This is a genomic window from Paenibacillus sp. FSL R5-0636, assembly GCF_037974255.1.
Classification (GTDB): Bacteria; Bacillota; Bacilli; order Paenibacillales; family Paenibacillaceae; genus Paenibacillus_AQ; species Paenibacillus_AQ odorifer.
Map to the genome: position 1 here is coordinate 1,185,633 of NZ_CP150232.1, position 23,350 is coordinate 1,208,982.

General features: G+C 44.4%; 23 protein-coding genes. 14 read left to right on the forward strand and 9 right to left on the reverse strand.

The window, feature by feature from the left end; genetic code table 11:
• Positions 1-106: 106 nt before the first annotated feature.
• Positions 107-1,084, forward strand: a complete 978-nt coding sequence (locus MKX34_RS05070) for a ring-cleaving dioxygenase (protein WP_076100459.1) — start codon at positions 107-109, stop codon at positions 1,082-1,084.
• Between the two features lie 17 nt (positions 1,085-1,101).
• Complete coding sequence (locus MKX34_RS05075) at positions 1,102-1,707, forward strand: flavin reductase family protein (protein WP_076100460.1); 606 nt, start codon at positions 1,102-1,104, stop codon at positions 1,705-1,707.
• 67 nt (positions 1,708-1,774) lie between these two features.
• On the opposite strand, the gene MKX34_RS05080 is transcribed toward MKX34_RS05075, so the two are convergent.
• Together MKX34_RS05080 and MKX34_RS05085 are read right to left on the reverse strand one after the other, a co-directional pair.
• Positions 1,775-2,683 carry a DMT family transporter gene (locus tag MKX34_RS05080; protein ID WP_076296168.1) on the reverse strand — a complete coding sequence of 303 codons (909 nt, stop codon included), beginning with the start codon at positions 2,681-2,683 and terminating at the stop codon, positions 1,775-1,777.
• A 188-nt stretch (positions 2,684-2,871) separates the two neighbouring features.
• Entirely contained in the window at positions 2,872-3,411 is a 540-nt protein-coding gene (locus MKX34_RS05085; protein WP_036676495.1) for an NADPH-dependent FMN reductase, read from the reverse strand.
• Positions 3,412-3,691: 280 nt separating this feature from the next.
• On the opposite strand from MKX34_RS05085, the gene MKX34_RS05090 reads away from it, so the two are divergent.
• The 3 genes from MKX34_RS05090 to MKX34_RS05100 all read left to right on the forward strand — a co-directional run bounded on the left by MKX34_RS05090 (position 3,692) and on the right by MKX34_RS05100 (position 7,361).
• Positions 3,692-4,144, forward strand: a complete 453-nt coding sequence (locus MKX34_RS05090) for a MarR family transcriptional regulator (RefSeq protein ID WP_036676493.1) — start codon at positions 3,692-3,694, stop codon at positions 4,142-4,144.
• An 11-nt stretch (positions 4,145-4,155) separates the two neighbouring features.
• Entirely contained in the window at positions 4,156-5,367 is a 1,212-nt protein-coding gene (locus MKX34_RS05095) for an MFS transporter (RefSeq protein ID WP_038568957.1), read from the forward strand.
• 224 nt (positions 5,368-5,591) lie between these two features.
• Entirely contained in the window at positions 5,592-7,361 is a 1,770-nt protein-coding gene (locus tag MKX34_RS05100) for a M3 family oligoendopeptidase (RefSeq protein WP_076296169.1), read from the forward strand.
• Here MKX34_RS05100 and MKX34_RS05105 read toward each other — a convergent pair.
• Complete coding sequence (locus MKX34_RS05105; protein WP_076296170.1) at positions 7,358-8,935, reverse strand: bifunctional metallophosphatase/5'-nucleotidase; 1,578 nt, start codon at positions 8,933-8,935, stop codon at positions 7,358-7,360. The two genes, MKX34_RS05100 and MKX34_RS05105, sit on opposite strands and share 4 nt — an antisense overlap.
• A gap of 177 nt (positions 8,936-9,112) precedes the next feature.
• Here MKX34_RS05105 and MKX34_RS05110 point away from each other — a divergent pair, with 177 nt between their 5' ends.
• From MKX34_RS05110 to MKX34_RS05130, 5 genes are all read left to right on the forward strand, one after another.
• The gene (locus MKX34_RS05110) at positions 9,113-10,090 is read left to right on the forward strand and encodes a phosphate/phosphite/phosphonate ABC transporter substrate-binding protein (protein WP_038568963.1); all 978 of its coding nucleotides are present in this window, start codon (positions 9,113-9,115) and stop codon (positions 10,088-10,090) included.
• A gap of 129 nt (positions 10,091-10,219) precedes the next feature.
• The gene (phnC, locus tag MKX34_RS05115; RefSeq protein ID WP_076274194.1) at positions 10,220-11,002 is read left to right on the forward strand and encodes a phosphonate ABC transporter ATP-binding protein; all 783 of its coding nucleotides are present in this window, start codon (positions 10,220-10,222) and stop codon (positions 11,000-11,002) included.
• A gap of 1 nt (position 11,003) precedes the next feature.
• Complete coding sequence (phnE, locus tag MKX34_RS05120) at positions 11,004-11,795, forward strand: phosphonate ABC transporter, permease protein PhnE (RefSeq protein ID WP_036676482.1); 792 nt, start codon at positions 11,004-11,006, stop codon at positions 11,793-11,795.
• Complete coding sequence (phnE, locus tag MKX34_RS05125) at positions 11,792-12,595, forward strand: phosphonate ABC transporter, permease protein PhnE (protein WP_036676480.1); 804 nt, start codon at positions 11,792-11,794, stop codon at positions 12,593-12,595. Before phnE (MKX34_RS05120) ends, phnE (MKX34_RS05125) begins: the two co-directional genes overlap by 4 nt.
• A gap of 181 nt (positions 12,596-12,776) precedes the next feature.
• Positions 12,777-13,508: a ZIP family metal transporter gene (locus MKX34_RS05130; RefSeq protein ID WP_036676473.1), complete on the forward strand. Its 732-nt coding sequence runs from the start codon at positions 12,777-12,779 to the stop codon at positions 13,506-13,508.
• Positions 13,509-13,608: 100 nt separating this feature from the next.
• Here MKX34_RS05130 and MKX34_RS05135 read toward each other — a convergent pair whose 3' ends face one another.
• Complete coding sequence (locus MKX34_RS05135) at positions 13,609-14,601, reverse strand: aldo/keto reductase (protein WP_076296171.1); 993 nt, start codon at positions 14,599-14,601, stop codon at positions 13,609-13,611.
• Between the two features lie 91 nt (positions 14,602-14,692).
• Positions 14,693-15,541: an AraC family transcriptional regulator gene (locus MKX34_RS05140; RefSeq protein ID WP_036676452.1), complete on the reverse strand. Its 849-nt coding sequence runs from the start codon at positions 15,539-15,541 to the stop codon at positions 14,693-14,695.
• Positions 15,542-15,742: 201 nt separating this feature from the next.
• Here MKX34_RS05140 and MKX34_RS05145 point away from each other — a divergent pair, with 201 nt between their 5' ends.
• Positions 15,743-16,294 carry a general stress protein gene (locus MKX34_RS05145; protein ID WP_076100480.1) on the forward strand — a complete coding sequence of 184 codons (552 nt, stop codon included), beginning with the start codon at positions 15,743-15,745 and terminating at the stop codon, positions 16,292-16,294.
• Between the two features lie 87 nt (positions 16,295-16,381).
• On the opposite strand, the gene glpX is transcribed toward MKX34_RS05145, so the two are convergent.
• From glpX to MKX34_RS05165, 4 genes are all read right to left on the reverse strand, one after another.
• Positions 16,382-17,377: a class II fructose-bisphosphatase gene (gene glpX, locus MKX34_RS05150; protein WP_076104704.1), complete on the reverse strand. Its 996-nt coding sequence runs from the start codon at positions 17,375-17,377 to the stop codon at positions 16,382-16,384.
• A 44-nt stretch (positions 17,378-17,421) separates the two neighbouring features.
• On the reverse strand, positions 17,422-18,222 hold the full coding sequence (locus MKX34_RS05155) for a pyruvate, water dikinase regulatory protein (RefSeq protein WP_081383794.1): 801 nt from the start codon (positions 18,220-18,222) through the stop codon (positions 17,422-17,424).
• An 18-nt stretch (positions 18,223-18,240) separates the two neighbouring features.
• Positions 18,241-18,885, reverse strand: a complete 645-nt coding sequence (locus MKX34_RS05160; RefSeq protein ID WP_081383827.1) for a helix-turn-helix transcriptional regulator — start codon at positions 18,883-18,885, stop codon at positions 18,241-18,243.
• Between the two features lie 154 nt (positions 18,886-19,039).
• Entirely contained in the window at positions 19,040-19,972 is a 933-nt protein-coding gene (locus MKX34_RS05165; protein WP_076130627.1) for an EamA family transporter, read from the reverse strand.
• Positions 19,973-20,140: 168 nt separating this feature from the next.
• Between MKX34_RS05165 and MKX34_RS05170 the strand changes: the two genes are divergently transcribed.
• The 3 genes from MKX34_RS05170 (at position 20,141) to MKX34_RS05180 (ending at position 22,780) form a co-directional block, all read left to right on the forward strand.
• Entirely contained in the window at positions 20,141-21,550 is a 1,410-nt protein-coding gene (locus MKX34_RS05170) for a PLP-dependent aminotransferase family protein (protein ID WP_076130628.1), read from the forward strand.
• Positions 21,551-21,772: 222 nt separating this feature from the next.
• On the forward strand, positions 21,773-22,483 hold the full coding sequence (locus MKX34_RS05175) for a hypothetical protein (RefSeq protein WP_076145526.1): 711 nt from the start codon (positions 21,773-21,775) through the stop codon (positions 22,481-22,483).
• Positions 22,484-22,624: 141 nt separating this feature from the next.
• Positions 22,625-22,780, forward strand: a complete 156-nt coding sequence (locus MKX34_RS05180) for a hypothetical protein (RefSeq protein WP_339204530.1) — start codon at positions 22,625-22,627, stop codon at positions 22,778-22,780.
• Positions 22,781-23,350: the final 570 nt, after the last annotated feature.

The window sequence follows — 23,350 nt, forward strand, 5'->3', positions numbered from 1 at the left end:
TTTTTTTAAAGTGATATCTTAACATTAAGATAATTAAACTAAACCTTCTTGTTCTTGGGAATTATATTACGAGTCAAAATCAACTAAACATTAGGAGTGTATAACAATGAGAAACTTAAAAGGGATTCACCACGTTACAGCCATCACAAGCAGCGCAGAGAAAAATTACGAGTTTTTTACTTACGTGTTAGGTATGCGTCTAGTGAAGAAAACAGTTAATCAAGATGATATTCAGACGTATCATTTGTTTTTTGCAGATGATAAGGGCAGCGCCGGAACAGACATGACCTTCTTTGATTTTCCTAACATCCCTAAAGGGGTTCATGGAACTAACGAGATTGCGAAGACATCCTTCCGGGTACCAACGGATGCTGCATTAGACTACTGGGTTAAGCGTTTTGATCGGCTTGCAGTGAAGCATACCGGCATTAAAGAGCAATTCGGCAAAAAGACATTATCCTTCGTAGATTTCGATGATCAACAGTATCAACTTATTTCAGATGAATTGAATAAAGGTGTCGTATCAGGTACACCGTGGCAAAAAGGGCCTATCCCTTTGGAGTATGCAATAACTGGCTTGGGACCGATCTTTGTACGAATTGCTGACTTCAGCTACTTCAAAGAAGTATTGGAGAAAGTGATGTTGTTTAAAGAAATTGCTCAGGAAGAGACGTATCATTTATTTGAAGTTGGCGAAGGCGGAAACGGTGCACAAATTATTGTAGAGCATAACGAGTTCTTACCGAATTCACGCCAAGGTTTTGGGACTGTTCACCATGCTGCTTTCCGTGTAGAGGATCGTGCGATGCTGGACGAGTGGACAGAGCGTTTTGAGGGCTTTGGATTCCAAACTTCAGGATATGTGGATCGTCATTTCTTCGAGTCGTTGTATACACGTGTTGCACCACAAATATTGTTTGAGCTTGCGACTGATGGGCCTGGATTCATGGGAGATGAGGAATATGAAACCGTTGGCGAGAAGCTTTCATTACCACCTTTCTTGGAACCTAAACGTGAGCAAATTGAGAAGTTAGTCCGTCCTATTGATACCGTTAGAAGTACGATCGACTTCGTGAAAGAGTGAAGAAGGGGCTGAGGAGATTGATTTCAATTGATCCAAAGCACAACAGTGAGCGGGAAAATTATAAATTATTGATTGGCACTATTATTCCTAGACCTATAGCCTTTGTCACAACACAATCAGAAGAGGGTCTCTTAAATGGTGCACCGTTTAGCTATTTTAATATCGTTTCGTCTAATCCTCCGATGGTTTCATTGGCTATTCAAAGACCAGCAGGGCGTTTAAAAGATACGGCCCGTAATATTTACGATAATCAACAGTTTGTTGTGCATATTGTAGATGAGGAGAATGTAGCGAAGATCAATCAGACTGCAGCCACATTACCTGCTTCTGAAAGTGAAATTGAATTGGCGAATCTTACACCGATTGAAAGTACAAGTGTAGCTGTGCCTGGCGTTTTGGAAGCGAAGGTGCGGATGGAGTGCAAGCTTGTTCAAGCAATTCCGCTAGGGGGCGAAGAACCCGGGAGTGATTTGTTTATTGGCGAAATTGTTCAATTCCATATCGATGAATCGATCTATCAGGAGGGGCGCATTGACCCGAGAGTTCTAAACGCTGTGAGCCGCTTGGCGGGAAATAATTACGCAACCCTTGGAGAGATTTTTACCATAGATAGGCCGGAATAGGCAACTTTAGAATAGACCTGCTAGTAAGCAATGAAGCCTACTTAGCAGGTCTTTTTGTGTACCGCAGCTACAGCTCGTCCGCAATCCCCAACAAAGCAATCCCTAGAATCACAACGATAATAACGGCATATTGTGCCTTGCTTAGTTTTTCTTTGAGGAAGATGCGCGATAATATTACGGAAAAAATGCTGTATGAAGCAATAAGTGGTGCCGCGATAATCGCGTTGCTGGACATAGCAAATACGTAGAAGAATTGTCCGGTCGTTTCCAGAATGGCTGCGAAGCCCTTATCCCGTTCTTTAAATAGGTTGAACTTTACCTTTTTAAAAAATTTCAGGTATGTAAAAGACAAGATGGCACATATAAAGAAGGTGTATTCATACGCGAGCAGAGCTGCTTTTTCGCTAATCAGGCTGAGTTCATCCAAATAAATAGCATCGGCAAAGGTGCCAAGTCCATCGATTAGGCAGTATAGGATTGGAAAAATGATGGCGATCACGCCAATCTGATATTTTTTATCAATCTGTGTGGTGCTGTTTTGAAGCACTTGGTGTTCTGCTCTCTTTTCCAAGATGGCGATCCCGATAATGCCTAAGGTGATAACGGCAACACCAACGATTTCAAGCGCCCCTAGCTCATGGGTGAAAAAGATAAATAATAATATCGTCGTTACAGCGCCTGATGAATTTTGTACGGGGGAGGCAATGGATAACTCAATATATCTAAGTCCAATATAACCAACTGCCATCGACAGGATATAGAGTGCAGACACAGGGAAATATCGGATTAAGTCTATAGGATCAAAGGTTAATCCTTGAATGAGCATATAAGCTGTTGAGTGAATACCCATGACTATCCCCACGATAATGACAATCTTAATATGGCTATACCGATCCTGACTATCGGTCCCCTTTTTATAAAATAAGTCAGCCCCTCCCCAAGCGAAGGCCGTTAATAATGCAAACATAAACCACATGATCATTGCTCCTTGATGTAATTTAAAATCCCCGCCGATTATACCAGATTAGATTCTACACAGGGTGCTCATTTCGTCACACATAAAAAATACACCCTCTAGAAGCGACCGGACAAACCATAGGTTTATCGAAAGTCTATTCTAAAGGGTGTACTTCATAACATAACAGAGGGGGAAGGCGTTCTATCTTAACGTAGAGTTTTCAATGCGCCACTCCAAGCCAAGACTTGATCCAGCATCCCATTAAGATTGGTAAGATGAAGATCCGCTGGTTTGAACACAGTTCCGTTCTCGAAATCAGTGAACAGTGACAACGCAGGGTGTACACGAACGTCTGCTACCGATAGTTCTCCCAAGATTCCGCGTAGATGTTCAGCTGCACGAGCGCCCCCTACGGAACCATAACTTACGATACCTGCTGCTTTATTATTCCAAGCTTCACGGGCATAATCGAGCGCATTTTTCAGTGATGCAGAAATACTGTGGTTATATTCTTGTACGATAAATACGAAACCGTCTAGTGTAGCAAGTTTAGTGTTCCAAGCTGTTGCTTGTTCAGTTGCATCAGCCTCACCCAATAGTGGAAGCTTGAAGTCTGCAATATCTATGATCTCATAATTAGCATCCCCGCGTGCATCCGCAATCTTTTTAACCCATTCTCCTACTTGCGGGCTTAAACGACCTTGACGAGTACTTCCGAGAATAATACCGATGTTTAATTTTGACATTGTTTGTTCCTCCTCATTTTTTGTTCTACCAAATAGTTTGTCTAGGAATCCCATGAAGTACACAACCTTTTAAAATTATTATCTCAAGAGTAGTAAACTCTGGTTGTCTTTAAGTTAAGTATCTTTAAGATGAGATAATAATACCGCACATAGTGTGCTTTGTCAAGCAACTTTATAATAGTTAGTTTATAGCTTTGCTTCACCTTTACAAAATTAGTTGTTAGGAATATAATTGTTTAAGCAACTATTAAAATAGTATTAATTGAGAAGGGATACGATCATGACGACAAAGCATAACCAATCCGAGCTTACGTTAGGATTTATGATGGGCACGACTTATCGTAAATTAAGCATGTTATTTCAAAGTGGGCTGAAAGAACATGATATAACACCGGAGCAATGGTCAGTCCTTTTTCATATTGACAGAACGGAAGGTCTGATTCAGAAGGACATCGCTAAGCGCTCTGGTAAGGATAAGCCAACTACAACGCGAATTCTGGATCATTTGGAAGGAAAGGGACTGATCTACAAAAGAACCGGTGAAAACGATCGGCGTTCTTTTAAAGTCTATATCACAGAAAAAGGAAGGTCTCTGGTGAAGGAAACCGTTCCTATTGAAGATAAGGTGACAGAAGAGATTATGAACTGTATTTCTAGTAAGGAATATGAGTTGCTCATGGAATTGCTGCTAAGAATAAACAATCATGTAGATCAAATAACAGATGGAGAGTAGGAAGGCAAGTTATGTTAGAACAACAAGAACTACGTACGAAATTATGGACCAAATCTTTTATTGCTTTAACGATTAGTGCTTTATTTTTATTTATGAATTTACAGATGTTGTTATCTTCATTTCCGTCTTACGTAAAAAGCGAATTTCAGGCCGGAGATATTATGGTCAGCCTCGTTACCAGCGTCTTTGCATTAACTGCGATCGCTTCACGTTTTATGACCGCTTTTCTGATGCGGAAGGTTAGCCGCAATGTATTATTATATATTGGCTTAGCAATTGCCGCCGCTATAACCGGCCTTTATGTTGTAGCAGATTCCATTGGCTCGCTGCTGCTGATGCGTGTGGGCTATGGGATTGGATTCGGGATTGCCAGCACGATTATCCCAACGATTGTTTCGCAGATTATTCCGAGCAAAAGAATGGGTGAAGGGATAGGTTATTTCGGTTTATCTACCAGTCTGGCGATGTCGATTGGTCCAATGATTGGCTTGAATGTGATGAAACAATCGGGTTTTGGAACACTGGCTATGATCGGTATGGTAACTTTACTTCTTGCTTTTCCAGTACTTTTATTTTCTCGTTCACTTCCTGCGCAACCGAAAAAACAGCCTACCCCAACTCAAAGCGAATCCACCAAACCTCTCAAGGTTCCGTTTAATACAAAGTTAGTATTGCCTGCCATTCTAAATGTCATGTTGGCCATTACCTACGGGGGATTGCTAAGCTTTATCGCTTTATTCGGCGAATCGGTTCATCTGGAGCAAGTGGGTTTGTTCTTTTTATTTAATGCGGTTACGATCATCATTATAAGACCTATCTCCGGCAGATTATTTGATAAAAGAGGACCAGCTTCTGTCCTAATTCCGGCGGCGGTTTGCGTCGTTGCAAGCTTAACTGTGCTTTCTTATACGACCTCTATGCCAATGCTCATCGTTTCTGCACTGCTATATGGACTTGGCTTCGGCGCTATTCAGCCAACGATCCAGGCTTGGATGCTTCGCACCTCAACTCCAGCACAATATGGTATGGCCAACAGTATGTTTTATAACTCAACGGATTTGGGTGTAGCCAGCGGAGCCATTATTCTGGGGGCAATCTCGGCAGCAACCGATTATGGGATAATGTATCGTTATTCGGCTGGGTTTATGGTGTTGTTCCTTATCGTGTATGTGGGAATTCAGATTAACAAGGCTAGAGTGAATCCTTCAACCTTAAGTCAATAGGGTTCGGAGATTAAGCCAATCTTTATCTACTATTCATATTATTTTAAGCTAAGAGGGTTATAGTAATCACATAACCCCCTTATAATATAGACTTTGACCCTGCCAGACGTTGGCAGGGTCCTTTTTTTGTGTATGAAGAGAAGAAGTACATTATGTCGATGCACTTTTCTGGCAGGATGGATTATGCTTAAAAGAATAGGAATCGAAGGGGGAGAGATTTGCGGATGAATATGACATGGAACTTAGATAGTTTATATCCTTCCTTTGAATCGGAGCAGTTAAAAAGGGATCGCAAGCTACTGGGCCAGCATGTACAAGATTTAAAGCGGTGGGCTAAGCACCATTTGAATGTAAAAGACGTTACAGCCATGCCTGTGGAGGGCTTTTTAAGAATTTATAATGATTATAAAAGCATATATGTATGCTTGTTAGCTTATGCAGAGTTAACACTCAGCGCAGATCGTGGCTGCGAGGAAGCCATGAATCTTGCTGATGATATTGAGGAGGCCAATTCAGAAATCATTGGGGTAGTTGTGGCTTTTAAGCGCTGGTTTAGCACTTGTGATCATATGGATGAGCTTATCGTTAGCTCCCCTTATCTAATGGAGCATCAATTTTATTTGCGAGAACTCCTGTTACAATCCCGCTATGAGTTAAGCGAAGAACTTGAAATGGCTATAGCCAAAATGCAGAGTACAGGATCCAAAGCATGGAGCAGACTGTATATGGAGAGGACTTCAAGTACACTTGCAGATTTAGCGGTGGATGGGGAAACTAGACAAGTGACGCTTGCGGAGCTAAGAAGTATGGCTTATGAGAATAATGCCAGCTTAAGAAAAGCTGCTTATGAAGCAGAGGCAGAAGCCTGTAGTCTTATTGCTGAGGTCTGCGCAGCCAGCTTAAATGGCATTAGTGGTGAGGCGCTGACGATTTATGGCATGCGGGGTTATCAATCTTCGCTGGAAAAAGTGTTAATCGCTTCGAGAATGGACAGTGAGACTTTAGCCGCTATGCTCACTGCTCTTCGGGAGAGCCTGCCAGCCTTTCATACCTATTATCAAAAGAAAGCCGAGCTGCTGGGACATCCGGCAAAGCTGCCTTTTTACGATATTTTTGCACCAGTCGGTGTAGAAAACGGGAAAATTACATACGCTAACGCCAAAGATACAATCATCTCGAGCTTCGCAACCTTTAGTGAGGAACTGGCTTGTTTTGCTCAGAAGGCTTTTGATCAGCAATGGATTGATGCAGAACCTAGATCAGGCAAAGGGGGTTATGGACTTTGCATCGATATTTTCCCGATTGGCGAGAGCAGAATTATGACCCAGTTCACCGGAAATGCCATAGATATTAGTATCCTTGCCCATGAGCTCGGCCATGCCTATCATAGCTCCTGTCTGGCTAATGAAACGATGCTGAATACGGATTACCCGATTCCGATTGCTGAAACGGCTTCGATTTTTTGTGAGACGATAGTGAACCATGCCATAATTACAAATTCAACGGAGAAGGAAGCTCTGCTTATTCTGGAGAGAAGTATTTCTGATGCCGGTTATTATCTTGTAGACTTTTATGCCCGTTATTTATTTGAGATCAAATTATATGAGAGAAGAGCATTAGGCCCGCTGTCTGTTCAAGCGCTAAATGAATTGATGATTGCCTGTATGGTGGAAGCCTATGGTGAGGGCATTGACCCGGGTACAATCCATCCGTACATGTGGATGAACAAAGCTGGATATTTTATGGCTAGTAATGAATTTTTGAATTTCCCGTATTCCTTTGGTTTGTTATTCTCTAAAGGGCTGTACGCGGAATATTTAAAGAGGGGCGAAGAGTTCGCCCCTAAGTATCGCCAGTTCCTTAGGGATACCAGCAAACATAATATTGTTGATGTAGCACAAACAATGGATATAGATGTTCACTCCGTCGACTTCTGGAGAAGTGCATTGAAGCTAATAGAGAGCGACATTGGGGTGTTCATCGCTAAAGCCTAAACAACTCTCCAATTATGGTCACAGGTAGCTTCAATTTGGCCATGCTTTTCAATGTAGTCCGTGACAATTTCAGATATGTCGATCATAATTTCTTGAACAATCGGCTTACCCTTATACATCTCATAATCTCCGCCACCGCTAGCCCTATAATTGTTCATAACAACCTCATATTCCTTAGAGTCCTCTATAGGCTGTCCTCGGTACAGCAGATGGAGGACTCTTTCGCCTGCAGGTCTAGCGGTATCAAGCTCGTATTGTATTCCTTCCCACATATCATAATTGTAATGCTGCGGTTTAGGCTCGATGTAGGCGGGGTTAACGGCTATTATTCCGTTCTCGTCTTGTTGGAAATAGTTAGAGGTTTGTTCTAAGGCCTCTCTAATATCTTGTCCTGTCAGTCTTAGGACGGTTAAGGTGTTGGGATAAATGAAGTTCGATAAAATGTCTCTGCGTGTGATGGTTTCGCTGAAACCCTTGCAATCGTTACTGAGTAAGGCTGCTGTAGAAATGTCTACGCCAGCAGCCTCCATTTGTACCTTATTCATAAATTCTATAAAAGGATGGTCAGCCAAGCGGCATTCATCAGCACTGGAAATAGACAGGTCCCCGATAACCGTTCCTATTCTCTCATCCAGCCAGGTTTGTGTTTCTGATTCAAGAGTACTGCTCAGCTCTAGGATTATTTCATCTGCAGCTGTTGTCTCATTAACGGTAAGGAGCTCGGCATGTTTACGCTGAATCTTCCAGTGTGTATTTTCTTTTTGGAAGATAACTGAAATTTTACCGAGGGAAAGTCCATTACAACCAGGTTGTATGATTGTAACACCGTTCAACTCCCCAGCTATGGAGCGGTGCTGATGTCCGGTAATTAACACATCTATGCCCTCTACCTCTGTACACATGGCGTAGGCTTGATTCTCCCCCGTTAGTCTCTCTACAGGTTCTCCACTGCTTAGATCGCGTTCGAATCCGCCGTGGTAAGCTACAACGAGCAGATCAGGCTGCTCTTCTGCCCGTATAATGGCACACCAATGCTTTACAGTCTCTAGCGAATCCTCAAATTGAAGCCCTTCAATATGGCTAGGGTTCTCCCAGTGGGGGATGTAATGCGTCGTAACCCCTAGAACGGCTACTTTGATTTTATCTACCCATTTGATGATATAGGGTTTACCAAAGGCGGGTTGATTTGTCGTGTTATCTATAATTCCAGCTGATAACCAAGGAAAGCGGGAATCCTGAACGGCTTTATTCAGCAGAGTTTTGCCAAAATTGAATTCATGGTTGCCAATAATTGCAGCGTCATATTTCAATTCATTTAGTGCAGCTATGCCCGGATTCAGCTCATTACTATAATGTGTAGCTGCATAATAAGTTAACGGTGTGCCTTGAATAAGATCGCCGTTATCTATAAGGATCAGCTCAGGAGTATGGGATCTTTCTTGTTTAATGAGGGTAGCAATTGTTGCTAAGCCTGCTGGTCGTTTCTCCCCCGTGCGGTAATCGACGGGCCCAAAATGTCCATGTAGATCACTTGTTACGAGGATTTCACAGGTTATTGAATTCTCTTTATTCATAGGTAGCCCCTCCTGATAATAAGTTCAGACCTCATTCTAGCAGATAAATTGCTAACTTTAAGAGATTGGAATAAATTTTACATATATTTGATGCTTGGTTGCTATTGATTTAATAAAACACATCTATAGTTTAGAAGTACTCAAAAATAAAAATAGAAAACAGTGGAGGTCTTTCGTTTGAGAAAAATCAGTAAATTCGTATTGCCGCTAATGATGTCTATTACATTGCTTAGTGGTTGTGGCGCTAACAACACTACAAATAATGCAAACCAAGGATCGACGGACGGGGCAAATGCACCGAAGGAAACGGCAGCTCCTGTAGCAGAGGGTTATGTTCCAGAGAAGCTTACTGTACAATTTGTTCCTTCTCAAAATGCAGATACGCTCGAAGCTAAAGCGAAACCTCTTGAAAAATTACTGGGTGACAAGCTCGGTATTCCTGTAGAAGTAAGTGTCTCTACTGATTACAACACCGTTATCGAAGCTATGGCCTCTAAAAAAGTGGATGTAGGTTTCCTTCCTCCAACTGCTTACGTGTTAGCTAAAGAAAAAGGAGCAGCTGAGGTTATTCTTCAGGCTCAACGTTTTGGTGTAAATGATGAAACCGGTGGTCCAACAGATGAATTAGCGGATTTCTATAAATCTATGATTATCGTCAAGAAAGATTCTGCGATCAAATCGGTTGCCGATTTGAAAGGTAAAAAAATTGCCTATCAAAACGTTACATCCTCTGCAGGATTTGTATGGCCGGCTGCAACGCTTATGGATGCGGGACTTGATCCGCTGAAGGATGTACAAGCCATTACGGTTAAAGGTCATGATCAAGGCGTGCTTGCTGTGCTGAATGGTGACGTAGATGCAGCAGCTATTTTCCAAGATGCCCGGAACACGGTCGTTAAGGATTATCCAAAAGTATTTGAAGATACTCAAGTTCTCGCCTTTACTGATAAAATTCCTAACGATACGATTTCGGTCCGTTCAGATATGAATAAAGAATGGATTGAAAAAATCCAGCAGGCATTCATTGATATCGCAGCTGACACAGAAGGCCATGAGATTATCAAAGACATTTACTCTCATGAAGGTTATGTGAAATCACAAGACAGCAACTTTGACATTGTTCGCGAATACAACAGTAAAGTAAAAACAGAGTAGAACAGGCCGTTCAAGGATACAACGATGTTGGTGTATAACAGGCATTAAGGATAGCCAGCTCCGGATTCCCCCCCGGATCTGGCTATCTCTTTTATACGAATATACGAAAACACATAAAGGGATGATTTCATGATAGAGCTTCGTAATGTATCCAAAACGTATCTAAACGGAACCAAAGGATTAAACAACATTAACCTGACCATTCCAGCCGGAGAATTTGTAGCTATTGTTGGTCTTTCGGGAGCAGGGAAGTCGACCTTGCTGCGTTCCATTAACCGGCTTCATGATATTTCCGAAGGTAATATTCTTATTAACGGACAGTCCATTACGAATGCAAAAGGAAGCCGGCTACGAATGATCCGTAGGAATATCGGAATGATCTTCCAAAGCTTCAACTTAGTGAAACGTACGACGGTGCTTCGTAATGTTTTGGCAGGACGGGTGGGCTATCATTCCACACTGCGGACGATACTTGGCAGATTCCCACAAAAGGATATCGGTTTAGCCTTCGAATCCCTTGATCGGGTAAATATCGCGGAGAAGGCCTATACACGTGCAGATCAGCTATCTGGAGGTCAGCAGCAACGTGTAGCTATTGCCCGTGTTCTTGCGCAGGAGGCACAGATTATCCTCGCAGATGAACCTGTAGCTTCACTAGATCCGCTCACAACCAAGCAGGTTATGGATGATCTAAAGAAGATTAATATGGAACTCGGGATTACGACCATTGTGAATTTGCATTTTATTGATCTGGCTAGAGAATACGCTACCCGGATTATTGGGCTCCGGGCAGGAGAGGTTGTCTTCGATGGTCCTGTATCAGAGGCAACCGATGAGAGGTTTGCGGAGATTTACGGCAGACCGATTCATCAGGATGAGTTGTTGGGTGAGCCTGTACTCGGAGGCGTGTGAGATGAGTGTGAATGCAGAGAAGCTACATCCCAAACCGCCAAGAAAGATAAAACATTATTTTACAGCCATTATATTAGTAGTATTACTGTGGAGAAGTGCTGTCTTAACCGATTCATCCTTCGGAGAGCTGATTTCCGGTCTGCCGAATATGCTTGATTTGCTTAAGGAAATGTTTCCCCCGAACTGGGGGTATTTTGACAACATTATAGATGCGATGCTGGAGACGATCCGGATGGCGCTGGTTGGCACAACGTTTGGTGCCATTCTTGCGGTTCCGGTTGCGCTGTTGTGTGCAAGCAATATTACGCAAAGCCGTTGGCTTCATTATCCGGTCCGTATGCTGCTGAACCTGATCCGCACGATTCCCGATCTGCTGTTGGCTTCTATCTTTGTGGCTATTTTCGGCCTCGGTGCGCTTCCTGGGATATTTGCTTTGACGATATTTTCGTTGGGGCTGATCGCCAAGCTTACCTATGAAACGATGGAGACGATTGATCAAGGACCTTTGGAAGCAATGACTTCAGTGGGGGCTAATAAGATTCAACGCATTATGTTCGGAGTCATTCCACAGGTACAGGCTCATTTTATGTCTTATGTCCTATATGCCTTCGAGATTAATGTTCGTGCTGCGGCGGTTTTAGGTCTGGTAGGAGCGGGTGGGATCGGCCACTATTATGAAGTCACCCTAGGCTTTTTGGAATACGATAAGACTTGCACCATCATCTTGTTCACATTAGCAGTAGTACTGATTATTGATTATGTGAGCACTAAGCTGCGGGAGAAATTAATATGAGTAAATCATGGAATACCCTTGTCCCTAAACCCCGTAAAAATCGTTTTCGTTGGCTGATTTATGTAGCCCTAGCCGCGTTATATATTTGGGCTTTTTCGGGAGTGCCGTTTAATGGATTCAAAGAAACCGCCGGGATCATTACTAAAGCAATTTTTGCCGGGATATTCTCACCTGACTGGGCCTTCGTTTATTTACCAGATGGGGAGGATCTCCTGCGGGGATTGCTCGAGACGTTAGCTATTTCAATCCTAGGCACTTTTATCTCGACCTTTTTATGTATTCCTTTTGCATTTTGGGCTGCAGTTAACATGAGCAAGGGAAAGGTAATTTCAGGTTCCGGCAAGCTGATGTTGAGCTTTATACGAACCTTCCCTGAGATTATTATGGCTTTGTTATTCATCAAGGCTGTTGGACCGGGTTCTTTTGCAGGTGTGCTAGCTCTGGGACTACATTCGGTGGGCATGCTCGGCAAATTGTTCGCGGATGAGATTGAGAATATCGACAACGGTCCACTCGAAGCTTTAATTTCTTCTGGTGCCAGCCGCATGCAGGTATTGTGGTTTGCGGTGTTACCGCAGGTGCTGCCGGGATTCTTATCCTATACCTTATATAGATTCGAAATTAACGTTCGTTCGGCTACGATTTTAGGTGTGATTGGAGCAGGGGGGATCGGCACACCGTTAATCTTCGCGCTCAGTTCACGGAATTGGGACCGCGTGGGGATTATACTGCTAGGTATCATTGCGATGATCACAATTATTGATTTGATTTCCGGCAAGATCCGGAAGAAGCTGGTGTAACCGAGTTGGATAATGATATGTGAGACAAAGACCTCCTTAGGGTATGAACCGAACCTAGGGGAGGTCTTTTATGATATGATCCATACTATATTGGACCATTCGAAAATGTATGAAAAAGTAATAATTATTTTTTCTGAAACATATGTTGGTCTATCCGACTTGTACCAAAGGAGTTGAAGGTTTGGAATCTGCGCTTATTGGCAGCTTTGTATCGGCAATGGCTACCGTTCTTGGAGCATTTCCGATCCTGTTCGTGAAGAGGTTATCCGAGAAGTGGAAAGATATCCTCGTAGCCTTCACTGCGGGGATTATGGTGTCCGCCTCCACGTTTGGACTCATGCCGCAATCGATCAAAGAATCGGGGATTATCGCTTTAACCTTGGGCTTGATTACCGGAGTGCTGCTGCTTGATTTAATTGAAAATAACATCCCGCATATCGATGTGGAGAATAAGCCCGGTTATACCAATATGGATTCAAAAGCGCTGCTTGTTATGATTGCGCTGTTCATCCACAACATACCAGAAGGCCTCAGTACAGGTTTCAGTTATGCCAGCGAACAGGCCAGTTTAGGTCCTACCGTGGCGATTGCCATTGGCGCACAGAATATGCCGGAAGGTTTGATTCTTGCAGTCTTTCTAATGAATTCGCGAACAAGCAAGCTAAAAGCCTTAGGAATCGTTACGCTTACCGGTTTGATGGAGATGGTATCTGCGGTGATCGGGTATTTTACTGCCAGTTACCTGCATAATGTTGTGGGTTATGGTCTCGCTTTTGCAGCCGGAGCTATGCTCTTTATCGTCTACAAGGAGCTGATTCCGGAGAGTCATGGCCATGGTTATGAGCGGCCTTCGACGTATTCGTTTATTTTTGGATTATTGATCATGGTGTACATCACGCAGATATTTGGGTGAGCAAATAGAACTCTAATCTATAAAAAAGAAGACCAATGAAATGCCAGAGCAGCTTTAAGCTGCCTGACCTCATTGGTCTTTGTCTTGTTATAACTAAGCTTTATCCCCGCAGAATCGCCTCAATTTGCTCTAGCTCTTCAGCGCTAAGCTCTGGGGCATTTAAGGAAGCGATGGCATCTTCAATCTGGCTTACCTTACTTGCGCCGATCAATGCAGAAGTTACTTTGCCTCCACGGAGTACCCAAGATAAAGCTAGCTGAGACATTTTTTGTCCACGTGCGGCAGCAATCTCGTTCAGTTTGCGAACCTTGCCGATCGCCTCTTCGGTAATGGCATTCTCAGACAGGAATACACTTGGGCCAGCGGCACGGGAATCAGGAGCGATTCCGTTTAGATAGCGATCGGTTAGTATGCCACCTTGTAGCGGGGAGAACACAATGGAGCCGATGCCTTCTTCAGACAATACATCCTGCAAGCCATCTTCAATCCAGCGGGACATCATGGAATAGTTTGGCTGATGAATCAGGCATGGCGTGCCAAGTCGACGCAGAATTTGTGCCGCTTCGCGTGTTTGTTCAGGTCCGTAATTCGAAATCCCGACATACAGCGCTTTACCTTGGCGTACCACGAGGTCCAGCGCAGCCATGGTTTCTTCCAGTGGTGTATTTGGATCTGGGCGGTGGTGATAAAAAATATCAACATAATCCAGTCCCATACGTTTTAAGCTTTGATCTAGGCTGGAGACGAGATATTTTTTGGAGCCCCATTCACCATAAGGACCAGCCCACATATAATATCCAGCTTTAGTCGAGATAACCATCTCATCACGATAAGGGGTCAGATCCTTTTTAAGAATTTGGCCAAAGCTTTCTTCGGCGGAGCCTGCGGGTGGACCGTAATTATTGGCAAGGTCAAAATGAGTGATTCCAAGATCAAAAGCTCTTCTTACCATGGCGCGGCCATTCTCAAATAAGTCGTTGCCGCCAAAGTTATGCCATAGACCAAGCGAGATCGCTGGCAGGAGTAGACCGCTCTTTCCGGTGCGATTATATTTCATATTGTCATATCTGGTAGCGCTTGCGTTATACATGATTTATTCCTCCTATAAACACTTATTACTTAGTAAGTTACGTCCTTATTGTAGCGAAAGATCGCGGACAAACGTATGTCAGCAAGGAAGGAGTTTATAGTACAATGTCATTTTCGAGATGACGGCTACGGTATTCTTTTGGCGAACAACCTTTCACCTTCTTGAACATCCGCGAAAAGAGTAAGGGGTCCTGATAGCCTACAGAACGTGAGATTTCACCAATCGTGCATAGGGTCTCTGTCAGCAGCTCGCACGCCTTAGCGATGCGGAAATTTAATAGATACTGCTGTGGTGGCATACCTATTGTCCGTTTGAACAAGGAGGATAAATATTTGCGATCCAGCTTGAGCGAAGAGGACATCATCTCAACCGAAATATTTTCACAATAATGTGTATGCAAAAAGTGCAGGCATTGCTCGACGTAAATACTTTTTTGACGTGGTAAAGGAAGTACATCTGGAACTGCTGGCACCGCTCGAAGTAACAGAGAAAAGAACTCATACATAATTGCTTTTAGAGGTAGATCCAGGCTGTCCGAAGCTTCAGCTGCTTGTGTCAGGAGCTCGTATAGTTTCGGCATAAGCTGTTCATCCATTGGAAAGATCGGGTGCTCAGGTGACAAGGCGGTTTTGGCCAAAATATAATCAACCTGCTCCCCGGTAAAAGCTACCCAAGAATAGGTCCATGGATTTGCTATGTCTGCTGTGTAGGCAGTTACGATATGCGGATAGGTGAGAAAAGCTTGTCCTGGTTTAAGATAATGGGTCTGTTCACCCACAGTAACTTCACCTGTTCCTGCATGGATAAAATGTATCTTATATACGTCACGAACCCCAGGCCCAAAAAAATGCCCGGGAAGACACTGCTCCCGCCCCCAGTAATGGAGATGCAAGTCGGGATTGCCTCGGAAGGGACGCTCAGAATTATAGTTAAATATCGCCATGGATGATTCCTTCTCTTTCTTTTATAGAGTTGATCTAGGGTAGTTGTACCCGCTTACTTTTATTATACAGCATATTTTAGAAGGAATATGAACTCGGAATTGTTGCGAATTTAAATATCGTAGTTTATCCTTGTCCAGTTTGGTTAAGTAAGCTATGAAGCTGAACGTATGAGCTAACTACATCAATAGGAGGTAATGGAGATGAATAAGAGAATAGTGGGTGTCTTTGCTGCCGAATACGAAGCTTCGCGAGCTATTGAGGAGTTGAAGCGTCAGGGCTGTAGGACAGAGGATATTTCGATTATCGCGAGAAATAAAGCGGATGAGGAAACGCTTAGAGACGAGTCGGGAACCGTGGCCCCGGAAGGTATGGCTACAGGTGCAGCTACTGGTGGTCTGCTGGGTGGAGTAACGGGGCTGCTGATGGGAATTGGCGCTTTGGCTATTCCTGGTATTGGACCTATTATTGCAGCCGGACCTCTTGCGGCAACACTAGCCGGAGCGGCGATAGGCGCAGGCAGTGGCGGTTTAGTCGGCGGACTTATTGGCCTTGGTATCCCTGAAGAGGAAGCAGAAAGCTACGATAACTACGTGGATGAAGGTCATATTCTAGTAATGGTGGATGTGGAAGGCGAGCAGAAGGAGCAAGAAGTGAAACAAATCTTCACAAAGTATAACAGCCTGAACGCAGAACGCTTTGAGAAAGTTGCTAATATAGATCCATTAGCGAGTGAGCGTATTGGAAATAAATAAGAAGCAATTAGCATTCAGTGTAAAAAAAAAACAGGCTATCTCACTAGCAATGGATACTGTTAGTGAGATAGCCTGTTTTTTGTGGTTTTATAGAGAGACAGCATTTTGTCTAACGGTCAGCGCTTCTGGTATTTCTTTTCCTGGTAGGAAATGAATGCTGCGGATATAGCGGATCGTGCGGCTCTGTGCGCGCATGATTACCGAATGTGTCTCCGCGCGTTCTTTGCCGATGAAACGGACACCGTTCAGGAATTCACCTGACGTTACACCCGTGGCGGCAAAGAGGACGTCGCCCGTGCCAACCATATCTTCCATGTATAGCACTCGCGTAGGATTGGCAATTCCCATGCGTACACAGCGCTGCAGCTCTATGGGTCCATCCGGGAGCAATCTGCCCTGCATTTCACCACCAAGGCATTTCAGTGCAGCGGCAGCAAGAACACCTTCGGGTGCTCCACCGGAACCCATATACAAATCGACATCGCTGTCTGGCAGTGCAGCCGCAATAGCGCCAGCAACATCTCCGTGACCAAGCAGCTTAATTCGTACCCCGGCTTCACGCAGGCTATTAATCAGCTGCTCATGCCGTTTGCGATCCAGCACCATTACGGTTAACTCGGAGAGGGATTTGCCAGTGTAATGGCAGGCTTTTTGCAGAGTGATCTCTACAGGGTCCTCGAGTCTAAGCTTACCGGCAAGCTCGGGTCCGCAGGCTAACTTCTCCATATAAATGTCCGGGGCATGCAGCAGGCTGCCTTTATCTGCTATAGCAATAACAGATTGCGCATTATGCAGGCCGCAGGCAACAACCTCAGTTCCTTCGAGTGGATCGACGGCTACATCGACAGAGGGACCTTTTTGGTTCCCGACTTTCTCACCAATATAGAGCATTGGAGCATCATCCATCTCTCCTTCACCAATCACAACAGTTCCGTCGATGGACACAGAATCGAACATGGAACGGATCGCAGTCGTGGCTGCATCATCTGCCGCATTTTTATCGCCCCGCCCAATCCAACGAGCCGAGGATAAAGCACCTAGTTCAGTTACCCGTACAATCTCAAGGGCCAGTTCGCGCTCCATTCTAATTCCCTCCAGTGCATTCTATATATTTTGTAAACTGAAATTTAGATATAACCCATAATAATACCAGCGGTTTCTTCTATAGCCTTGTCAGTAATATCAATTACAGGACAGCCCAGCTTGTTGAACAATGAAGTGGCGTATTCCATCTCTTCGGTGATCCGCTCCAGACTTGCATATTGGGAGCCTGTCGGTAATCCGAGAACCTTAAGCCGCTCAGAGCGGACCTTCAGCATGTACTCGGGTTTCATGGTTAATCCGATAAGCCGGTTCGGCGGCAAGCTTAATAGTTCTTGTGGAGGACCAATCTCCGGGATAATCGGATAGTTAACGACTTTTTTTCCTCTATGGGCTAAAAAGATGCTAAGCGGTGTCTTTGAAGTACGGGACATGCCCAGCAGAACGATATCGGCTTTGAGCATGGCACCCAGATCACGGCCGTCATCACAGGCGACGGTGAATTCTATAGCTTCTATGCGGCGGAAATAATTCTCGTCGAGCTGGTGGAGAAGACCCGGCCGCTGCTGAGGAGCATCGTCGAAGGTATCAATGAAGGCCTGCATCATTGGGCCCATGATATCAACGATCCGCAAATCAAGACGTACCGCTTCCTCGCGGATCATTTCTCTTAATTCTGGCTGCACTAATGTATAGGCGACAAAACCTTGATGCTGAGCTGCTTCTTCCATAAGCTTGCGTAGCTCGTCTTCATGCCTAATATTGCCGTATCTTTTAATGGTGACCTGCTGATTCTGAAATTGGTGAATAACGGCCTGCACGACAGCCTCTGCCGTATCTCCTATAGAATCCGAGCATATCGTTATTAAGTTGGAAGATTGCTCGATGCTCATGGGTTCCTCCTGTTATCCTTTGGCTTCAAGTTCGAGGAGAAGTTTGATGATGGAGGTTTTTGTTAAACGTCCTACCACATCCAGTTTTGTACCGCCGTCTTCAGCGGCGCTGGGAACAACCACCGGCAAACTGTCTACCTCGTGAAAAATCATCTTATGTGCAGCTTCAAGCACCGGCTCATCCGGTGAAGTTGTGACCACTTTGGGCTGGCGCGTCATAACCATGCTTACGGGCATGGAGACTGCACCGGGGTTGCCCAAGGTTACCTTTAGGAAATCCTTACGTGAAGCAACGCCCGTGAGTTTACCCTCTTCGTCACAGATAATAAGAGTGCCTACATCTTGTAGAAAAAGCGTAACTACGGCATCTTGAATAGTTGTGGTCTCACGGATAACTATAGGTACACTTTGAATTTCTTTGACCATCGTTTCCTGCAGCAGATAACCGCTTCCCTGACGACTGGATGATTTCAATCCTGGGAAGTACCCGACCTTCGGCTTGGCGTCGATATATTTGAGCATAACCAAAACAGACAGATCCGAGCGAATTGTAGGCCGGGTAAGATTCAAACTTTCGGCAATCTGTTCGCCGGTAATCGGAGCTCTTTTGTTAACGATATCGATAATCTCTATTTGACGTGATGTCAGTTCGATCACAATTCCCTCCACTTCCGATAAAAAGGCATTCCTCTTTAGAAAAGAAGCGCCGTTAAGCGAATCCCCCTTTCATATATGAGTCATATTTAGCTGTGTTTAATTTAACTTGTTTATATAATACGCAATAGTGGTCATAAATGCAATATATAGTACGTCATATATTTGATTTTTTTAACGCAACAGTGTTTATCTTCTTTTTTTGCAGTAATTGCTTTAAAGCATCAGCATTCACTAGGATTGTTCCGGCAATGATGGTGAACACTCCGAGAATTGTAATCCAAGATACGGACTCCTTGTAAAAGAAAAAGCCTACACCCACCGCAATCGGTGGAGAAATATAAAGCCAGGTAGAAGGAAACACTGGGTTGGTCTTAGCTACGAGCCAGTAGAATAAGGTATGGCCGACCATGGAGCCGATAACTGTGAGATAGAGCAGTGAACCTGCTGTCTCGAATGAGAAGAGAAATGCAGGATGTACTTTTTCCGTGGCAAAAGAAAGAATGAATAACAGCGCACCGCCATACATCATTTGAGCCGCATTTAGCGCAATCGGTGAGACCTCGGGCATACTGTTAATTACTTTTTTGGAGTAAATCGCACCTACAGCATAGCAACACTCTCCAATTAGGACTACGGCGCAACCGATGAGCCACAGTGGTGAAATATCAACGGCGAGATTGGGGAGAACCAGCAGCAGTACGCCAGTGAAGCCGATGATGCAGCCATATAGGGAGATGGCGGGTGCTTTTTGCCGAAGAATAGAGGTTTGGAGCAGCAGGATCATGATCGGTCCAGTGGCAGAGAGTACAGCTGCAAGCCCTGAAGAAACATATTGTTCAGCCCAGTAGAGACCCGCGAAGGTGCCGAAGGTTAGAGCAGACCCGGTGAACAACATTTCTTTGCGCAACAGTAAGGAGAAGCTGGCTTTACGTTTCCAGACCATCCATAGGAATAGAACAGCGCCCGCGACAAAAAATCTTAAGCCCGCTGAAAAAAAAGGAGGCGCACCGGCATCTACGCCGATTTTGATAGCTAGAAAGGTCGTGCCGAAGATCAGACATACAAGTGCATAAGCAAATAAGATCATTTTAAAAGTCCCCTTTTTTGTGCTTTATAAAATATAAAAATTTATAAGCTGGCATTTTGTTAATCATATAGGGGAGGGGACAGAACAGATTGCCTTGAGTAGAACAGATTAATTCAGAAATCGTGTACAATATGATTACAAGGTTGTTCGGAGAGGAGTTGTAGCCAGATGAAAAAGGTTGTGGGAGCGGAGCATAATCATCCTTTGTTTCGGCAGGTCTATGAATTTCTATTAAATCGCATGGAGCGAGGGGAGTGGGTCGCACATGATAAGCTTCCTTCTATACGGCTGCTGGCGGAGGAGCTTAAGGTACATCGACTGACCGTATTCAAAGCGTACAGACGGTTGACGGAGGATGGAAAGGTTTATGTAAAAGATAAATCAGGATATTACGTGGCACCCATAATCTCGCTTCCTGCTATTGAAGTAGGAGCCGCAGTATCGGCTTATGCGCTCACTAACCCGCTGTCTGATATTCAGAGAGTGCCAGTTAAGTATCAGTTCTCGCAGGCGCTGATTGATCCGGGGCTGCTGCCGAATCTTTTTCTATCTGACTATGTCAAAAAAGTGTTCGATCTATATCCCAAGGTAATGGGAACGTATGCCTCGGTCCAGGGGGATAACGAGCTGCGTGAGACGTTAAGCCACCATTTTCGGAAGCAACATCGGCTGCAGTTAACTTCGGAAGAACTGCTTATTACCTCGGGTGCGCAGCAGGCGATCAATCTGATTGCCCGGATTGTGCTTGGTCCTCTGGATACGGTGCTTGTGGAGCGGCCTACTTATAGTGTTGCTATGGATATTTTTCGCCGGGAGGGGGCACGGTTGGTTCCGGTAGAGATCACTCCGGAGGGATATGATCTGGAGGAAGTAGAAGCTTTGATGAAAAAGCATAAGCCGCGTATGTTCTACATTAATCCAACGCATCACAATCCAACTGGATACACGGTGCCTGTGCAACAGCGCAAGCTGTTGGTAGAACTGGCCGAGCGTTATCGCTGTTTACTGGTGGAGGATGACCCGTTCCGCGATATGTATTTTGATGAGGAGCCGCCGCCGCCCTTTTTTGCTTATGATACGGAGGGCTGGGTGATTTATATCAGCAGCTTCAGTAAATATGTAGCCCCTGGCTTACGAATCTGTGCGGTGGCCTGCCGATATCCATTTATGGAGCGTCTGATCACGGCCAAATCACTCGCGGACAATGGTACTCCGCTGCTGAATCAAAAAATATTTCTACATTACTACACCTCCCCACGCTTGCAACAGCATCTCGGTAAGCTGCGCATTGCGCTTCAAGTGCATAAGGAAATCGTAGAAGAGGAGCTGGCGGGTACTGGCTGGGAATGGACGACTCCGCAAGGCGGATTAAATCTATGGGTGAAACTACCGGAGCATCTTACGATGGATCGCCTGTTTGCTTCAAGTATGGCGCAGTCGATCGCTTTTGTTCCTGGGGAGTTATTTGATCCACTGGGGGAAATGAAGTCAAGGCTTCGCCTAAGTTATTCCTTTGCGAGCGAAGGGGTGCTGCGCGAAGGAATACAGCGTTTGATTGGGATCGCGCACAGTTTGTGAGTGGGTACAGCAGGTATTGGGGATTAATGAAGAGGATATGAGGAGTTAAAGAAGATTAGAGGAATTAAAGAAGAGGATTAGAGGAATTAAAAAGAGGATTAGGGGAATTAAAAAGAGGATTAGAGGAATTGCTCCCGGATAAACTTGTATCACTTGTTTGGGAATTCTTGTAACACTTTCCACGTTTGCTCCGTCTGTAAGGTAAAGAAGGGGGTTATCAAAGTGCGAAAGATCAATTTCCGAAAGATCAATTTCCGAAAGTTCAATTTCCGAAGTCCAATGATGATATTTCTAGGTGTCCTATTAATATTTACGGCTTTGCTGACGGTGCGGCCCTCAGTCACTTACGCTTGTTCCTGTGTTATGCCTGCGGAGCCACTGGAAGCTCTTGAGAAAAGTACAGCTGTCTTTGTCGGGAAAGTAGTGGACATGAAGGAGCCGTCTCAGGGGGACATAATTTCTTCTGCTGATCCAGTAAAGGTAACCTTTGAGGTGGATTCCAGCTGGAAAGGGGTCGAGGGAAACCAAGTTACATTGACTACGGCTTTATCTTCTGCAAGCTGCGGTTTTGAATTTGTGGAAGGGGAAAGTTACATTGTCTATGCTTATGCTAGAGACGGTGGAGACTCTGGTAATCTGGAGGCTAGTTTATGCAGTCGAACTAAGCGGCTAACCGCTGACTCAGTGGATCTGAAAGAGCTGGGACCGGGTATTTCGGCAACGACGCCTACCTCTTCTCCGGAGGTAACCCCGAATAATTCACCGGAGTCAGGAGCTGGGAGTAATGAGTCTGATTTAACGGGGAATTCTTCTGGGGACAGTGATTCCTTTCCTCTTGTTAATGTGGGGATTAGTGGAATAATTATCGTTCTAGTAGCTATCGCTGGGGCTGTTCTATACCGTCGTAGAAATGATGGAACGCGCAAAAAATGACTCTACCTGTAGAGTCACGTCATGTAATGGTGAGATCAAAGTAGGCAGTAAGAGTATATAAGGTGTTGTGCTGAAATAAGCGGTCGCTCGGGATAACATCCGAGCGACCGCTTATTTGTTTGAGATGACCTTGAGTAACTGGTGGGCTTGTTGGTGGCTGCTGGTGCTGGTGGTTGTGCTGGTGCTGGTGGTTGTGCTGATGCTGATGCTGGTGCTGGTGCTGGTGCTGGTGCTGGTGCTGGTGCTGGTGCTGGTGCTAGTGCTAGTGCTAGTGCTAGTGCTAGTGCTCAATTGTAGCTCGGAACCATCTAGAATCAATAATTAGGGAAATCCTCCCTGATTTTATCGTGTTTTACTCAATATTAGCGATAATTGGGGAATTCCTCCCTAAAATTCTGCGGAAATTGCCCTTTTTGCCTATAATCGGCTAATTATTAGGGAGAAATTCCGCAAAAAGTTCAATGTGTTCTTATAAAGTTCGATTATTAGGGAGAAATTCCGCAATAAGATTAACGCGCGCCTATAAAGTTCGAATTTGAGGGAGAAATTCCCTAAATATGAGTTCAAGGAGGGCAGAATTCTGTGAAGCAAGATGAACTCTAGATATTGTAGGGTGTTGCAAAGTGAAGCAAGTTGAACTTTAGATGTTGTAAGGTAAAGTAAGGTGAATTCCGTGTAGCAAGGTTAATTTGGGTGATGTGATTAAGGTGAATTTAGTGAGTTAATGATAAATTTTGCGATGTAAGTTGAAATCAGTTGAAGTTAGTTGTGAAATCAGTTGAAGTTAGTTGTGAAGTTACTTGAAGCTAGTTGAAGTCAGATAAAGTTAGTTAAAGTTAGAAGATGTCAATTGAGTTTAGATCGCAA

Bases quoted from the DNA above. Each gene is read 5' to 3' on its own strand.
- MKX34_RS05070 (WP_076100459.1), top strand. From the start codon at position 107: ATGAGAAACTTAAAAGGGATTCACCACGTTACAGCCATCACAAGCAGC.
- MKX34_RS05080 (WP_076296168.1), bottom strand. From the start codon at position 2,683: ATGTGGTTTATGTTTGCATTATTAACGGCCTTCGCTTGGGGAGGGGCT.
- MKX34_RS05085 (WP_036676495.1), bottom strand. From the start codon at position 3,411: ATGTCAAAATTAAACATCGGTATTATTCTCGGAAGTACTCGTCAAGGT.
- MKX34_RS05090 (WP_036676493.1), top strand. From the start codon at position 3,692: ATGACGACAAAGCATAACCAATCCGAGCTTACGTTAGGATTTATGATG.
- MKX34_RS05095 (WP_038568957.1), top strand. From the start codon at position 4,156: ATGTTAGAACAACAAGAACTACGTACGAAATTATGGACCAAATCTTTT.
- MKX34_RS05100 (WP_076296169.1), top strand. From the start codon at position 5,592: ATGAATATGACATGGAACTTAGATAGTTTATATCCTTCCTTTGAATCG.
- MKX34_RS05105 (WP_076296170.1), bottom strand. From the start codon at position 8,935: ATGAATAAAGAGAATTCAATAACCTGTGAAATCCTCGTAACAAGTGAT.
- phnC (WP_076274194.1), top strand. From the start codon at position 10,220: ATGATAGAGCTTCGTAATGTATCCAAAACGTATCTAAACGGAACCAAA.
- phnE (WP_036676482.1), top strand. From the start codon at position 11,004: ATGAGTGTGAATGCAGAGAAGCTACATCCCAAACCGCCAAGAAAGATA.
- phnE (WP_036676480.1), top strand. From the start codon at position 11,792: ATGAGTAAATCATGGAATACCCTTGTCCCTAAACCCCGTAAAAATCGT.
- MKX34_RS05140 (WP_036676452.1), bottom strand. From the start codon at position 15,541: ATGGCGATATTTAACTATAATTCTGAGCGTCCCTTCCGAGGCAATCCC.
- MKX34_RS05145 (WP_076100480.1), top strand. From the start codon at position 15,743: ATGAATAAGAGAATAGTGGGTGTCTTTGCTGCCGAATACGAAGCTTCG.
- glpX (WP_076104704.1), bottom strand. From the start codon at position 17,377: ATGGAGCGCGAACTGGCCCTTGAGATTGTACGGGTAACTGAACTAGGT.
- MKX34_RS05165 (WP_076130627.1), bottom strand. From the start codon at position 19,972: ATGATCTTATTTGCTTATGCACTTGTATGTCTGATCTTCGGCACGACC.
- MKX34_RS05170 (WP_076130628.1), top strand. From the start codon at position 20,141: ATGAAAAAGGTTGTGGGAGCGGAGCATAATCATCCTTTGTTTCGGCAG.